Consider the following 14,790-nt stretch of genomic DNA (forward strand, 5'->3'; position numbering starts at 1 on the left):
CCCGAAGTGAGAGATGAACAATCCCGGCGCCGCCCAGTGCGGCGCGTTGTCATTGCAGGTGGCGGGACCGCCGGCTGGATGGTTGCCGCAGCGATTTCGCGCAGCCTTGGCAAAGTGCTGGACATCAAGCTGGTGGAGTCGGACGAAATCGGCACCGTTGGTGTCGGCGAGGCGACCATCCCGAGCCTGCTGAATTTCCACCGGCTGCTGGAGATCGATGAACAGGAATTCATGGCTGCCACCAAGGCCACCTTCAAGCTGGGCATCAGCTTCGAGAACTGGCGCAACGTCAACGAAGACTATATCCATTCCTTCGGCATGACGGGTACCGATCACTGGACCGCCGGATTCAATCATTTCTGGCGTAAGGGCCGCGAACGCAAGCTGGCCGGCGACTACGGCGACTACTGCCTGGAGCTGAAAGCCGCGCAAATGAACCGTTTTGGCCACCTGCCATGCGAAGGCATCAACTACGCCTATCATCTCGACGCCAGCGCTTATGCACGATACCTGCGCAGATATTCGGAAGGCTACGGCGCACGGCGCATCGAAGGCAGGATCGCCAAGGTCCACACCGATGCCGCCAGCGGCTGCATCACGGCCCTGCAGCTCGATTCAGGCGCCATGCTCGAGGGCGACCTGTTCATCGATTGCACCGGTTTCCGCGCCTTGCTGGCCGGCGAAACCCTGGGCGCTGAGTTTGAAGACTGGTCGCAGTGGCTGCACAACGACAGCGCGATCGCAGTCCAGACTTCCTCCAGCGGGCCAGCCGTGCCTTACACGCGGGCCATCGCCCACGAATGGGGCTGGCAGTGGCGCATCCCGCTGCAGCACCGCGTCGGCAATGGCATTGTTTTCTCCAGCAAGTTCGTCGACGACGAAACCGCACGCGCCAGGCTGATGTCGAATATCACCGGTGAGCAGCTGGTGCAGCCGCGCGTGATCCGCTTCAAGCCCGGACAGCGCCGCAAAGTCTGGAACAAGAACTGCATTGCGATCGGCCTGGCCAGCGGCTTCCTGGAACCGATTGAATCAACCAGCATCCACCTTATCCAGCGCGGCATCATCCGCCTGCTGCAGATGTTCCCTTCAAATGGCATCTTCCAGTCGGAGATCGACGAATACAACACGCAGGCATGGAGCGAGATCGAGCATATCCGCGATTTCATCATCCTGCACTACAAGGTCACGAACCGGCGCGACGCGGCGTTCTGGCGCCATTGCGCCGCCATGGAGGTGCCGGCGTCGCTGCGCCATCGCATCGACATGTTCCGCGAAACAGGCCGCGTGTTCCGCCTGTCAAATGAACTGTTTGCCGAAAACTCCTGGGTCCAGGTGATGCTGGGACAGGGCATCACGCCGATGCAGCACCACCCGTCCGCGGATTTGATGGGCGACGCTGAGCTGTCCTGCTTCCTCGACAGCATCCGCAGCAATGTGGCACGTACTGTGGCGCAGCTGCCGCCGCACCAGCAGTACTTGGAGAACTACTGCGCGGCGTACATGGAAGAGTACTTGGCGCCGAAGTAAAAAATGAAGGCATAGCAGGCGGCCGGCAGCATGAAGGACGCCTGCACACCGATCGAATCGGCCAGCGCGCCCTGCGCGAACGGCACCAGTGCGCCGCCGACAATGGCCATGCACAGGATGCCCGAGCCCTGCCCCGTGTACTTGCCCAGTCCATTCAGCGCCATACTGAAAATGGTCGGGAACATGATCGAATTGCACAGGCCAACTGCCAGGACCGCCCACATCGCAACGCTTCCCTTGCCGAATACGGCGCCCAGCACCAGCGCGATCGCCAGCAAGGAATTAAATGCCAGCGTCTTGCCAGGGCTGACAACGCGCATCACGACGAAGCCGATGAAACGTCCCACCATCGCACCGCCCCAATAGATGCTGACGTAATGCGCGGCGTCGGCGTGCGACAGGCCGGCAATATGCGGCTCGCCGAGGAAATTGATCAGGAAGCTGCCGATACTGACTTCCGCGCCCACATACAGGAAGATGCCGATTGCTCCCAGTACCAGGTGGCGATGCGCCCACGCGGAACCATGTCCTTCGCCCGGTAGCGACGCATCGCCGCTATCGGCAATCTGCGGCAGCCTGGCGGCGAGAAACAACACAGCCAGCAGCGCCAGCGCAGCGGCCAACCCCAGGTAAGGACCACGCACGGTCGCTGCATTCGCCGCGGCGCCAGCAGCCGCGCCAACCGCCGACAGGATCAGCAGGCCGCCGACGGAAGGACCAATGGTGGTGCCGAGCGAATTGAAGGCCTGGGTCAGCGTCAGGCGGCTCGATGCCGTACGCGCCGCGCCAAGCACGGTCACGTAGGGATTGGCGGCCACCTGCAGGATGGTGATGCCCGATGCCAGCACAAAGAAAGCAAACAGGAACAGGCCGTAGCCACCGAACGAGGCGGGATAGAACAGCGCGCAGCCGCCGGCGGCAATCAGCAAGCCGGTCACCGCGCCCTTCTGGTAGCCGATGCGGCGAATCAGCGCTCCCGCCGGCAGCGAAACGATGAAGTACGCGCCGAAGAAGCAGAACTGCACCAGCATTGCCTGCACATAGGTCAGCGTGTAGATCGCCTTCAAGTGCGGGATCAGGACATCGTTCAGGGACGTGATCAAGCCCCACATGAAGAACAGGATGGTAACGATCACCAGCGCGCTCGTGTTGGCGTTGTCCTGCGTGCCGCCAGCCGCATGCTGCTGCGCGACGTTAGATGAGTCAGGGGCAATGCTCGCCATTTAGTTCTCCTTGGTCAGTTCTTCGCAACGTACCGCATCGGCGGCGCCAGCTGCACCGCCGGCGATTTCGATGTTGGCGATGGCTACGGCAAACGGGGCGCCGGCGCTGATGGCAAACGGCTTGTCCAGGCGCTCCAGCTGCAAGCCGCGCGCAGTGAAGCAGGCCAGGGGAAGTTTGATGCTCCGCTTGCCCTTGCCTGCAATGCGGGCGAACAGCCTGGTCGCATCCAATGCGGTATCTTGCATTGTCAGCATGACTTTACCCTGCGGCGGGGCGGCCACGACAGCATCGAATTGCAAGACCCCGTCGCGTACGGCGGCAGGCGGCAGCACGATCGGTTTGGCGCCCTGCGCGACCAGCGCCGCTCCGGCCGGAGCTCCCGCCGACCATGTAACCTGCTTGGCGTCCTGCTGCGTGTTCACCTGCGCCGTCTGCACCGTGATGCCCGGCAGGCGGAAAGACGCATTCAAATCGGCGCCCAATGCCAGTTGCTGGCTGCCGCTGCGGATCGACAACGGGAAGCTGGCGCGGTCTGCCTGTCCGTGCACCGTCACGGTATTGCTCGAACCACAGCCGCCCGGAGCGTAGGAAGTATCAAGCGTTCCCAGCTTCGACCGCTGCCCTTTGCGCAAGCCATAGTTCAAGGCGAACAGCGGTGTATAGCCTGCGTCGCCAAAGTTCAAAGGCGTCTGGCAAGCCGATTGGGGCCAGGAGAAGGACAATTTGCCGCCGAAGTCGTAGCTGCGCGGGCCCGCAACCAGCAGGTCGGATACGCCCTTGCCTTCGGTGCCAGGCAGCCACGCCGCGATGAATGTGTCGGACAGGTTGAGCAAGTCGTTCACGAACAAGGGACGGCCCGCAACGAACACGGTGATTACCGGCTTGCCTTGGCCCGCCACTGCTTCCAGGACGGCAAGGTCTTCCGGATACCGGCTGCTGTGCCGCAGCGTGCCCGAGGGACCTATATCGCCGTCGCCTTCCGCATAGGGGCGCTCGCCAATGACCGCGATCACGGCATCGAAGCGCGACAGGTCAACGCCTTTCGCGTCAACGCTGAATTCCACATTGCCCTGTCCCGCAGCAGCGCGAATACCTGTGAGGATGCTGTCCGCATTCGGGAAGTCGGCATTGGTATTGTCAGTACCCTGCCAGGTCAGCGACCAGCCGCCGGTCTGGTTGGGGATGTCGTCTGCGCTCTTGCCCACCACCAGGATTTTCCTGCCGCGTGCCAGCGGCAGCGCCGGCCCTTCGTTTTTCAACAGCACCAGCGATTCACGCACGGCGCGGCGCGCCAGTTCGCGATCCTGCAAGGCAGCATCCTTGCCGGCATAAATGTTCTGCGAAGGTTTTTTGTCGAACAGTCCCGCGCGCAGCTTGACGCGCAGGATGCGGGTCACCGCATCGTCGATACGGGACATCGGGATCTCCCCCGCTTTCACCTGGGCGATGGTGTTGGCGATGAAAGCCTTCCAGTCATCCGGAACCATGATCATGTCGAGCCCCGCATTGATCGCCTGCGGGCAGCTATCGTTGCGGCATCCCGGCACTTCGGCAATGCCATTCCAGTCGCTGACCACGAAGCCGTCGAAGCCCATCTTGGTCTTCAGCACATCGGTCAGCAACTCGCGGCTGCCATGCACTTTTACGCCATTCCAGCTATTGAACGACGCCATGACCGTCTGTGCACCTTCCGCCAGCGCCGGCATATAGCCTGCGCCGTGGAGGTTGAGCAAGTCCGCCGGCGAGGACTTGTTGTTGCCGCGATCCTTGCCCTGGTCGGTGCCACCGTCGCCGACGAAATGCTTGGCGCTTGCCAGCACGTTGGCATCGGTCTTGAAGCGGCCTTGCAGGCCTTTCACGTATTCGCCCGCATACTGTGCCACCAGCTTGCCATCTTCGGAGAAGCTTTCGTAAGTACGTCCCCAGCGATCGTCTCGCACCACAGCGATAGTCGGACCAAAAACCCAGGCGATGCCAGTGGCCCGTACCGCCTTGCCGGTCGCAGCACCAATCTCATGGGCGAGCTTGGGGTTATGCGCCGCGCCGAGGCCGATATTGTGCGGGAACAGCGTGGCGCCAAAGACGTTGCTGTTGCCGTGAATGGCGTCGATGCCCCATACCACGGGCACCTTGACCGCCATATCGGTCGCCATCGACGCATCGTGGTATTTCTGCGCCAGTGCCAGCCACTCCGCCGCGTTGGCGCGCTTGTTCCCATTCGGCCAGCTGCCGCCGCCATTCAGCACCGAGCCAATGTAGTAGCGCCGAACGTCGTCGGGCGCGACGGTCTTGATCTCGGGCTGGGTCATTTGCCCGATTTTCTGTTCCAGCGTCATCTTGCCGACGATATCGGCAACGCGCTTCTCTAGCGCCGCGTCGGCCTTGATTGCGATGCTTACGTGCGGCCAGTCGGCCAGCGGTGCAGCGCCCGCCGCGAGCGCCATGGCCATCGCAGCGGCCAGCAGTGAAACCTGTTTCATCCTGTCTCCTTTTACGGCTGTTGCAGGAAGGCGCGATACCACTTGGCGCTGTCCTTCAGCCTTCGTTCTTGTGTTGTGTAATCGATGTGGACCAGACCAAAACGGCGCAGGTAGCCTTCCGCCCACTCAAAGTTGTCGACCAGGCTCCAGGCGAAATAGCCCTTTACCGGTACGCCGGCCGCAATCGCGTCCTTCATTGCGCCCAGGTGGCGCGCCAGGTAGCGTCGACGGCCAACGTCGGCCACGCTGCCATCGGCCAGCACTTCATCGTCGTAGCAGGAGCCGTTCTCGGTGATGTATAACTCCTTCGGCGCGTAATCGGCATGAATGCGGCCAAGCAGCTCGCTCATGCCTTCCGGCGCCACTTCCCAGCCCATGGCGGTGATCTGCGCGCCGGCTGGCGGCGGCAGCACGCGTGCATCCAGCGGCTCGTGGCCGGGCGCGTCTGCTACCGTCTCGGGGAAATAATAGTTCACGCCCATGAAATCGGTCGTCGCCGCGATCGTCTCCATGTCTCCCTCGTGCACCACCGGCGCCGCTGCGCCCACCTCTTGCAACGTCGCCGCTGGATAGCCGCGTCCGTGCAGCGGATCGAGGAACCAGCGGTAGCGCAGGCCGTCGTGGCGCTCGCAGGCCGCCCGATCGGCCTCTCCAGTGCTGGCTGCGCGTAGCGGATGCAGGCTGAGGGAAATGCCGACCCGCGCGCCTGGCACGTTCTCGCGGATCAGCGGAACTGCCTTGCCGTGCGAGAGCAGCACATGGTGGCAGACCTGCAGGGCGGTGCTGAAATCGGTCAGCCCCGGCGCATGCAGCCCTTCGAAATTACCCAGGATGGCGGTGCACCAAGGCTCGTTGTGCGTGATCCAATGCCGCACCCGGTCGCCCAGGCGGCGCGATACCGCGTCGACAAATTCGAGGTAGCGCTGCACCGTGTCGCGCTCGGCCCAGCCGCCGCGGTCCTGCAGGTACTGCGGCAAATCCCAGTGGTACAAGGTAGCCCAGGGCTGGATGCCGCGCTCCAGCATGCCGTCCACCAGGCGCGAATAGAAATCCAGGCCCTTCTGGTTGGGTGCCGCGCCGAATTCGGAGACGATGCGCGGCCATGCAATCGAAAAACGGTAGGCGTTCAGGCCCATGTCGCGCGCGATATCCATATCTTCCGGCCAGCGGTGGTAATGGTCGCAGGCCACCAGGCCGCTCGAACCGTCGCGCACCTTGCCGGGCGTGGCGGCAAAGCGGTCCCAGATCGATTCCGCCCGCCCATCTTCGCGTCCGGCCCCCTCGATCTGATAGGACGAGGTGGCGCAGCCCCACAGGAAGTCGCGCGCGAAGTCGCTGCGCGCCGGGGCGCCTGGTTCAATCTGGTCTGGAGTAGTCATATTCAGTAGTGTACAGGATTTGGAAAGGTTTCCACATTCACTCGAAAAAAAGGGCGCAAGCGCCCCCTTTTGCAGGTTCAGTTCATGCGACAGCCTTGCGCTTGACACTGGCCGCCTTGGCCAGGGAAGCGCGCAGCGTGACCGTCACAGGGAAGCTGCGCGTCACCGTGCGCCGCAAGTCGTAACAGCGGTTCAGCAAAGCGCTCAAGCCATTCATCGTCATTTCACGCCAAGGCATATGGACGGTGGTCAGGCGCGGCGCGGAAAACTCCGCACTCGGCGTATCGTCGTAAGCGATGACGGACAAGTCATTTGGCACGCGGATACCCGCCTCCTGGAAGTAGGACAGCGCGCCGACCGCCATTTCGTCGTTGGCGCAGAACAGGGCCGTGCAGCGATGCCCCGATTCCACCAGTTCCTTGGCCGCGGCCCAGCCACCGGCCGGCGAGAAGTCGCTCTCGGCAACCCACATGCGGCTGGTATCGATGCCGCCGTCCTGCAACTCCGCCATGAAGCCCTCGACGCGCGCCACGTTGTCGGCGAGGCGCGACGGGCCTGCCACCACGGCGATATCGCGATGCTTGTGGTCCAGTAATGCGCGCGCGGCCAGCCGGCCGCCAAGCTTATGGTCCAAAGTGAAGCACTGGTCCGGAATGCTGGCCAGGTTGTGGTTCAGCACCACGATCCTGCCCTGCTGCGCACCCATGGCCGCGACGTCTTCGTCCAGCAAAGCGCTGGTCATCACGATCAGGCCGTCGCAGCCGCGTTCCATCAGGAACTGTATGCCGTCCTTGGCCTGCTTGCGTTCATCGCCCAGGCCCACCCCAAAGGCCACCACCATATGCAGGCCGGCAGTGCGCAGCTCCGTGTCAATGATCTGCAGGATGGGCGTGTAGAAGGTGCCGCTCAGGACTGGAATATAAACACCGATCATCTGGCTGGTGCCGGTCAACAGCGTGCGCGCCGCATGCGACGGGCGAAATCCCAGTTCGTCGATTGCCTTCTTTACCTTTTCAAGCGTGGCTGGCGACACCGAGCCTTTGCCGCTGACGACACGGGAGGCGGTGCCCAAACCTACGCCCGCCAAGCGGGCTACGTCTTTGATAGTGGCCACTGGAATCCTTTTCTTCTTATAACGTCATCGCGAGCATACTTGAAGCGCCCGCCAAATCAAAGCGCTTGCCGCTGTCCGGATCGAACAGCGACGCGCGTTGTGCATCAATCTCGAATGCGACCGCATCATCCGGCGCAACTGCGCGGCCACCCTGCAGGATGCACGACAGCTGCTTGCCGCTGCAATCCAGCCACACCACGCGGTGGGCGCCCATCGGCTCCACCAGGGTCACCCTGCCTTGCAGCGAACCGCCCGGCGCCAGCGAAATGTGTTCCGGACGCACGCCCAAAACGGCCTTGCGCCCGGCCATCGCAGCAGCCATCCCGCCCAGCGCCAGCCGCAGGCCACCGCCAGAGAACATGCCGCCTGCGCCGACTTCGCCGTCAATGAAATTCATGGCCGGCGCACCAAGAAAACCGGCGACGAACAGGTTCGCGGGCCGTTCGTATACTTCGCCCGGCGTGCCGACCTGCTGGACCTGCCCCGCACGCATCACGACAATGCGGCTGGCGAGCGTCATCGCCTCCACCTGGTCGTGCGTCACATAAATCATGGTGGCGCCCAGTTGCTGGTGCAGCAGCTTGAGTTCGCGCCGCAAATCCGTGCGCAGCTTGGCGTCGAGGTTGGAAAGCGGTTCATCGAACAGGTAGACGCTGGCCTCGCGGACCAAGGCACGGCCAATCGCCACCCTTTGCCGCTGCCCGCCCGACAGGGCCGCCGGCTTGCGGCCAAGCAGTTCGCCCAAATGCAGCATCGCGGCCACGCGGTCCACGCGGCGTTTGATCTCCGCCTTCGCCACGCCCGCAATGCGCAGGCCAAACGACATATTCTTCTCGACCGTCATGGTGGGGTACAGGGCATATGACTGGAACACCATGCCGATCTCGCGCTCGCTCGGGTCCGTACGCGACATGTCCTTGCCGCCGATCTCGATCGTGCCGCCGCTGGTTTCCGTCAGCCCCGCGATACTATGCAACAGCGTCGACTTGCCGCAACCGGAAGGCCCCAGCAGGACCAGGAATTCGCCCTCCTCCACCTCCAGGTCGAGGTCCCGGATGATGGCGTTCCCGCCCAAGGTAATGTCCAGCTTTTTAAGACTTACGTTCGACATCCGTTCAACCTTTCACTGCGCCGGCAGCGATGCCGCGCACGAACCAGCGGCCCGACAAGAAATAGATCGTCAATGGCACCAGCGCCGTCAGGATCGTGGCGGCCATATTGACGTTGTAAAGACGGGTTCCCGTCGTCGTGTTGATCACATTGTTCAACTGCACCGTCATCGGCAGGTTGTCGCGGCCCGCAAACACCAGGCCGAGGATGTAATCGTTCCACACGCCTGTGAGCTGCATGATCGCCGCCACCACCAGCATCGGCGCCGACAGGGGCAGCATCACATGCCAGAAAATGCGCCAGAAGCCGCCGCCGTCGATGCGCGCGGCATGGAACAGCTCCTGCGGCAGCGCCGCATAGTAATTGCGGAAAAGCAGCGTCAATACCGGCATGCCGAACACCAGGTGCACGATTACGATTGCCGGCAGCGAACCAAACACGCCCAGGCCGGCCATCATGCGCACCAGCGGGTAGATCATCACCTGCACCGGCACAAAGGCACCCAGCAGCAAGATGCCGAACAGCAGGCTGGCGCCGCGCGGCCGCCAGAAAGACAAAGCGTAGCCATTCAGCGCACCGAGCGCGATCGGCACAACCGTGCTTGGCACAGCGATGCGTACCGAGTTCCAGAACCCGCCCTGCACGCCCTCGCAGGCAGCGCCGGTGCAGGCCTCGCTCCAGGCAGCACGCCAAGCATCCAGTGTAGGGGCCAACGGCAATGCAAAGATATTCCCCAGCCGGATTTCATCCATCGACTTCAATGAAGTAGCCAGCATCACGTATAGCGGCAGCAGGAAGAACAGCGCCGCACTGGCCAGGAAGGCATATAGCCCGATGCGCGCCGCCTTCATGCCGCGCCTTTCCGGCTGCGGGCATAGGCCCACGGCGCCAGCAAAGCGAGTACCGTCAGCAGCAACACCACGGCGCCGGCCGAGGCCAGGCCGATATTCGCGCGCAGGAACAGGTGGTCCATGATGAATTTCGCCGGCACTTCGCTGGCTGTGCCGGGCCCGCCCTGGGTCATTGACACGACGGCATCGTACAGCTTCACCACCATGGTCGCCAGCAGGATGAACACCGTCGCCAGTGTCGGCGCCAACATTGGCAGCACAATGGAAACGTAGACGCGCCAAACTGGTATGCCATCCAGCCGCGCCGCTTTCCAGATCTCAGGATCGACGCCGCGCAGGCCAGCCAGCATCAGCGCCATCACAAAGCCCGAGGCCTGCCACACTGATGCCAGCACGACCGTGTAGAGAACCATATCCTGGTCTACCAGCCAGTCGATCTCGACACCGGGAATACCTCCCGGCGTCAATATCCACTGCCATACAAGCCCGGTCGCGACAAACGACATCGCATACGGATACAGGAACACGGTACGCAATGCGCCCTCACCTGCCACCTGTCGGTCGATCGCGGCGGCCAGCAGGAAACCGATCACCATGCAGGCCAGCACGAACAGCAGTCCAAACAGCGCCAGGTTTTGCAGCGACAAGAGCCAGCGCTCGTTGTCGAACAAGCGCTCGTACTGCGCCATACCGACCAGCTTACTGGTCGCGATGCTGCGCGAACTGGTGAGCGATACATAGAACGTCCAGGCGAACGAGCCCAGATAGCCCACGCAAACCGTCAGCAACATCGGCAACATCGGCAACAGCGCCGCATAGGACATGGCTCGGCGCACTGCTTAGTTCCTCAATGCTGCGGCCAGCGCCTTCTGCGCTTTGTCCACCGGCATCGACGTGTTCCAGTAAGCGGTCAACGCATCCTGCACCGCACCGTTCTGGTCAGGCGTCAGATAAATTTCGGGCGCGCCGGCCTGGCGATTACGGTCGCGCATGATGGCGGCGCCAGCCCGCGCACAGACGTCGAGCTGGCTGGTATCGGCATCGGCGCGCGGCGGCACCGAGCCTTTCAGCTTGTTGAAGTTCACCTGGGTTGCGGGCGCCAGCAGCACTTTCGCCATCAGCTTTTGTGCCTGCTGTACCTCCGCGCTTTCCGAGCGCGGGAAGACAAACGCATCGCCCTGAATCAGGTAAGGCGAATTCACGCCGAGGCCAGGAATGCAGCCGTAATCGACGCCGGGTGCCATTTTCGCATTGCTGAATTCACCCTTGGCCCAATCGCCCATGATTTGCACGCCGGCTTTGCCGCTGACCAGCATCGCAGTCGCATCATTCCAGTTGCGGCCCGGCGAGGCTGGATCGACGTAGGACTGCAGCCGCTTGTAGGCCAGCAGCACCTTGCGTACCGCTTCCGAGTTGATCGCGCGCTGGTCGCGGTCGCGCATCACCTGCAGGTAGAGCTGGCGCCCGCCCATATTCGCCAGCAGCGACGCAAACAGGATGTGTTCCTGCCATGCCTGCCCGCCGTGCGCCAACGGCACCAGTCCGGCGGCCTTCAGCTTATCCAGTGCCGCATACAGTTCATCGACGGTTGCAGGTTCCTTTAGAATGCCAGCCTTCTTGAACGCGGCCTTGGAATACCAGATCCACGTCTGCATGTGGACGTTCATCGGCATCGCGTAATAATGGCCATCGATGCGGATGGTGTTCACGATCGGTTCCGGCAGCGTGGATTCCCAGTGCTCCTGGCGCGCCACGTCGTCCAGCTGCACCAGCATGTCCTGGTCCACGATATCGAGGAACTGTTTGGAGATATTGAACTGCGCGGCGGCCGGCGCCTTGCCGCCAACCATGCGGTTAAGCGTGACTGCACGGGCCTGTTCGCCGCCGGCAATCGCAGTATCGATCCAGGTGCCGCCGGCGGCACGGTAGGCGTTCGCGAGCTGCTTGACGGCAGCGGATTCGCCGCCTGACGTCCACCAGTGGATCACTTCCGCGCTCGGCCCGGCAGCCTGCGCGGATGCGGCGCCGAGCGCCATTGCACAAGCAAATAACTGCTTAAACATCCCGTCTCCTGTAGTGTGCTGCTTATTTTTGGAAACGTTACCAATTTCACGGGCGGGTGTCAACAGAATAACAGGAAAGGCCCTCATGGCGAAAACGCAACGTGTACCGGAAAACGATTGAAATCGTATAAATCCCTGGGCTATCCTGTTTTTGCTGCCGGCGCACGCCGGTCGCGCGATCGGGAGAGTTTGTCCCACCCATGGACAACGCCGAAGGAGCAAGCCGCCCCCGGAATCTCTCAGGCCCAAGGACCGGTCGCGTGTTTTCAAAACTCTGAAGAGCCGCCGGCAAAGCAGCGCTGGCGCACCGAAGGAGCAAGCAGGCCGCCAACGCCTGTGAAACTCTCAGGTCCAGCACAGAGGGGGCAGTCACCTCGCACCTCAAAGATATCTGACCAACCTTCAGAGGAGTAGTCACATGCATATGCATCGACTCTGGCTGCGCATTGCCTGCGCAGCGATGATAGCCGCCCCGTTCCTGGCAAAAGCAGACAACGGCGCGGCATTGCAGGCCGCCAAACGCGGACTCGCACAATTCGCCGAGCACCAGCAGGCGATCCGTCCCGGTAGTGCACCGGTCGATTTCCCGCTCGATATCACGGACGTGGGCGACTTGAAGCAAGCCACGGTCGGCCATGGCTTTGAGGTCTACACTGTGGATCCGAAAGAACTGCTGGCACGCGGCGACCTGGCCTCCCTGGCCAAACCGACAGGCGAATGGCGCTTCGTCATTTCCTTGCACGGAAAGCCGATCGGGCTGGCGACTGTGCAGCAAGTGAACGGCCGCTATGAAACCGTCGCATATGGCGCTTCAGTGCTGGCGAAAGACGTGGATGCCGCCATGGCCGTCCACGGCAACGGCGCGCGCTCCAACCTGCGCTTCATCCGCATCTACCAGGCACGTGCCGACCTGCTGGAAGTTGACCGCGCCAGGTTCGCCCCGCTGCATTCAGCCCGCGAATCGCTGCTGCTGCAGAAGAACGGCAGCCAGCTGGTCGAAGGCGCCGATTTGCTGGAGCCGTTGCGCGCCGCAGTCAAAGCCAACATCGAAGCATTCCGCTAAGGAGGAGCCGAACATGAAAATCGCAAAAATCGCGGCCGGCGCTGCGCTGGTGCTTGCCCTGCCCTCCGCCTTTGCTCAATGGCGCACGCTGAACGTTCCGTTGACCATCCAGGAGCACAGCCAGTGGTGCTGGTCAGCCTCCAGCAAAGCGGTGCTGAATTTTTACAACCGGACGCCGAGCCAATGCCAGATCGTGAACTGGGCCTACGGCATCAATTACGCCTGCGGCAACAGCACCTTCAACTGGAACAGCTACGCCAATCGCCCGAACAATATGTACGGCACTTCGGGCAGCGTGCAGAACATCCTGGGAAATTGGGGCGTTTCGAATACGGCGATCAACAACTACCTGTCGTGGAATTCGGTGGTGAATGAGATCAATGGCAACCGCCCCTTCGTGATCCGCTACGGCTGGAGCAGCGGCGGCGGCCATATCATGGTGGGACGCGGCTATGAAACTTACAACGGAACCAACTACATCTACATCATGAATCCGTGGCCAGGCGAGGGGCAGACTTACCGCACCTTTGCTTCTGCTGTCAGCGCATCCGACCATAATTGGACGCATACGCAGCGCATGAACGTCAGCCCTTGATTGAAAAAACCCGCCGGGACCGACCCGGCGGGCTTTTTCGCTTTAGTTGCTACCGCCCAGCTGCTCCAGCTTGGCCGCCCACTTTTTCGACTCGTCTACATTACGGGCCGTCCCCACGCCGTTTTCAAGCAGGTAGACCAACTTGCGGATGGCAGTGACTTCGCCCTGCTCCGCCGCCTGCCGATAGTAGACTGCGGCCTGGGTGTAATCCTTCTTCACGCCCTGGCCCATCCAGTACATGCCTGCCAGCCGTACCTGCGCCTGTGCGCTACCCAGCTTGGCTGCCTGCTGGTACACGATTGCAGCCTGCGGCATATCAACCGGGCCGCCCTTGCCCAAGTCGAGCATCACAGCGAGGTTGGTCGCGGCATCTTTGTTGTCCTGGGCCGCCGATTTTGTGAACCATGCGCGCGCCTGTGCCAGGTCCTGCGCTACGCCATCGCCGGTGGAGTACAGCAGGCCAGCGTAAAACTGCGCCATTGCGTGCCCTTGTTCAGCCGCTTTCAAGTACCACTCCAGCGCTTGCGCAGGATCTTTCGGCACCGTGTTGCCGGTATGGTAGGCCACAGCGAGGTCATACTGCGCGTTGGCGTCACCAGCGACCGCGCGCTTGCGGATCGGCGCGAGCGGGCCGGCAGCCTGGCGCTCCATGGCCGCAATCAGGGTCAGTGCTTCCTGCGCAGTCTTGCTGCCGGCTGCAGCAGCTTTCTGGTACCACTGCTTGGCCTGCGCCTGGTCGGCAGGAACGCCCCGGCCTTCGAAGTACATGCCCGCCACCTGCTCGATCGCTGCCACGTCGTTCTGCTCGATAGCCTTGCGCAGCAGGGCCAGGGCGCCGGCACCATCCTGCTTGATACCGCGGCCCGCGGCCATCAGGCCGGCAAGCTGGCGCATCGAGGGGACATTGCCCTGGTCGACAGCGCGCGAGTACCACTTCACGGCTTCAACGTCGTTCTGGTCTGTGCCTTGGCCGCGCTCATACATCATGCCCAGGTTGAACTGCACATTGGGGTCATTGCTGCGGGATGCCTGCTCAAAGAAACCACGGAAAGCGCGCGCGTAATTGCCTTTTGCGTACTCTTCGTTAGGGGTGCGGGAAAAAGCCTGTGCATGTGCGAATTGCACGGGGAGATGCAGGCAAGCCAGGAGTGCTACGTACCGAAACTTCGACGCCATATTAGTTACTTGCTAGGTGGAAAATATAAATTATATAAACTCTCCATTAAGCAACATAATATAAATGAAAACTTTGATGCTTTTTAACAACAAGCAACTGGCGCTGCAAAAGCAAAAAGCCCGCTGGCACATGCCTAGCGGGCTTTTCTAATAAGAGCCTGACGATAACCTACTTTCACACTGGTTGCAGCACTATCATCGGCGC

Annotated in this window: 12 protein-coding genes and 1 riboswitch; of the genes, 3 read left to right on the plus strand and 9 right to left on the minus strand. The window is 62.1% G+C overall.

Features of this window, described 5'->3' with window-relative positions:
• The first annotated feature begins 6 nt into the window (after positions 1 to 6).
• The gene (locus tag ASD07_RS22375) at positions 7 to 1,530 is read left to right on the plus strand and encodes a tryptophan halogenase family protein (protein ID WP_255357027.1); all 1,524 of its coding nucleotides are present in this window, start codon (positions 7 to 9) and stop codon (positions 1,528 to 1,530) included.
• Here the strand turns inward: ASD07_RS22375 and ASD07_RS22380 are convergent.
• The 8 genes from ASD07_RS22380 to ASD07_RS31095 form a co-directional block, all read right to left on the minus strand.
• On the minus strand, positions 1,488 to 2,753 hold the full coding sequence (locus ASD07_RS22380) for a sugar MFS transporter (protein WP_055935348.1): 1,266 nt from the start codon (positions 2,751 to 2,753) through the stop codon (positions 1,488 to 1,490). The two genes, ASD07_RS22375 and ASD07_RS22380, sit on opposite strands and share 43 nt — an antisense overlap.
• Entirely contained in the window at positions 2,754 to 5,234 is a 2,481-nt protein-coding gene (locus ASD07_RS22385; protein WP_055935349.1) for a glycoside hydrolase family 3 protein, read from the minus strand.
• Between the two features lie 11 nt (positions 5,235 to 5,245).
• Positions 5,246 to 6,613 carry a GH1 family beta-glucosidase gene (locus ASD07_RS22390; RefSeq protein ID WP_055935351.1) on the minus strand — a complete coding sequence of 456 codons (1,368 nt, stop codon included), beginning with the start codon at positions 6,611 to 6,613 and terminating at the stop codon, positions 5,246 to 5,248.
• A gap of 82 nt (positions 6,614 to 6,695) precedes the next feature.
• On the minus strand, positions 6,696 to 7,727 hold the full coding sequence (locus ASD07_RS22395; RefSeq protein WP_055935353.1) for a LacI family DNA-binding transcriptional regulator: 1,032 nt from the start codon (positions 7,725 to 7,727) through the stop codon (positions 6,696 to 6,698).
• Positions 7,728 to 7,743: 16 nt separating this feature from the next.
• A complete protein-coding gene (locus ASD07_RS22400) occupies positions 7,744 to 8,838 on the minus strand; it encodes an ABC transporter ATP-binding protein (RefSeq protein WP_055935355.1) in 1,095 nt (364 codons plus the stop codon).
• 4 nt (positions 8,839 to 8,842) lie between these two features.
• Complete coding sequence (locus ASD07_RS22405; RefSeq protein ID WP_082507505.1) at positions 8,843 to 9,688, minus strand: carbohydrate ABC transporter permease; 846 nt, start codon at positions 9,686 to 9,688, stop codon at positions 8,843 to 8,845.
• Positions 9,685 to 10,512: a carbohydrate ABC transporter permease gene (locus ASD07_RS31090; protein ID WP_055935359.1), complete on the minus strand. Its 828-nt coding sequence runs from the start codon at positions 10,510 to 10,512 to the stop codon at positions 9,685 to 9,687. The genes ASD07_RS22405 and ASD07_RS31090 overlap by 4 nt, the downstream gene beginning before the upstream one ends.
• Before the next feature lie 15 nt (positions 10,513 to 10,527).
• A complete protein-coding gene (locus ASD07_RS31095) occupies positions 10,528 to 11,751 on the minus strand; it encodes an ABC transporter substrate-binding protein (RefSeq protein ID WP_055935361.1) in 1,224 nt (407 codons plus the stop codon).
• Positions 11,752 to 11,921: 170 nt separating this feature from the next.
• A riboswitch (glycine riboswitch) is annotated at positions 11,922 to 12,016 on the plus strand.
• A gap of 153 nt (positions 12,017 to 12,169) precedes the next feature.
• Between ASD07_RS31095 and ASD07_RS22420 the strand changes: the two genes are divergently transcribed.
• Positions 12,170 to 12,814, plus strand: coding sequence for a hypothetical protein (locus ASD07_RS22420; RefSeq protein ID WP_229207255.1), 645 nt, complete (start codon positions 12,170 to 12,172; stop codon positions 12,812 to 12,814).
• Positions 12,815 to 12,827: 13 nt separating this feature from the next.
• On the plus strand, positions 12,828 to 13,409 hold the full coding sequence (locus ASD07_RS22425) for a C39 family peptidase (protein ID WP_055935363.1): 582 nt from the start codon (positions 12,828 to 12,830) through the stop codon (positions 13,407 to 13,409).
• Between the two features lie 42 nt (positions 13,410 to 13,451).
• On the opposite strand, the gene ASD07_RS22430 is transcribed toward ASD07_RS22425, so the two are convergent.
• Complete coding sequence (locus tag ASD07_RS22430; RefSeq protein WP_055935365.1) at positions 13,452 to 14,534, minus strand: SEL1-like repeat protein; 1,083 nt, start codon at positions 14,532 to 14,534, stop codon at positions 13,452 to 13,454.
• Positions 14,535 to 14,790: the final 256 nt, after the last annotated feature.

Origin of the sequence: Duganella sp. Root336D2 (assembly GCF_001425005.1) — a bacterium.
GTDB lineage: Bacteria > Pseudomonadota > Gammaproteobacteria > Burkholderiales > Burkholderiaceae_D > Rugamonas.

Coding starts and splice junctions, on each gene's coding strand:
- ASD07_RS22390 (WP_055935351.1), bottom strand. CDS start 6,613: ATGACTACTCCAGACCAGATTGAACCAGGCGCCCCGGCGCGCAGCGAC.
- ASD07_RS22405 (WP_082507505.1), bottom strand. CDS start 9,688: ATGAAGGCGGCGCGCATCGGGCTATATGCCTTCCTGGCCAGTGCGGCG.
- ASD07_RS22400 (WP_055935355.1), bottom strand. CDS start 8,838: ATGTCGAACGTAAGTCTTAAAAAGCTGGACATTACCTTGGGCGGGAAC.
- ASD07_RS22425 (WP_055935363.1), top strand. CDS start 12,828: ATGAAAATCGCAAAAATCGCGGCCGGCGCTGCGCTGGTGCTTGCCCTG.
- ASD07_RS31095 (WP_055935361.1), bottom strand. CDS start 11,751: ATGTTTAAGCAGTTATTTGCTTGTGCAATGGCGCTCGGCGCCGCATCC.
- ASD07_RS22380 (WP_055935348.1), bottom strand. CDS start 2,753: ATGGCGAGCATTGCCCCTGACTCATCTAACGTCGCGCAGCAGCATGCG.
- ASD07_RS22420 (WP_229207255.1), top strand. CDS start 12,170: ATGCATATGCATCGACTCTGGCTGCGCATTGCCTGCGCAGCGATGATA.
- ASD07_RS22385 (WP_055935349.1), bottom strand. CDS start 5,234: ATGAAACAGGTTTCACTGCTGGCCGCTGCGATGGCCATGGCGCTCGCG.
- ASD07_RS31090 (WP_055935359.1), bottom strand. CDS start 10,512: ATGTCCTATGCGGCGCTGTTGCCGATGTTGCCGATGTTGCTGACGGTT.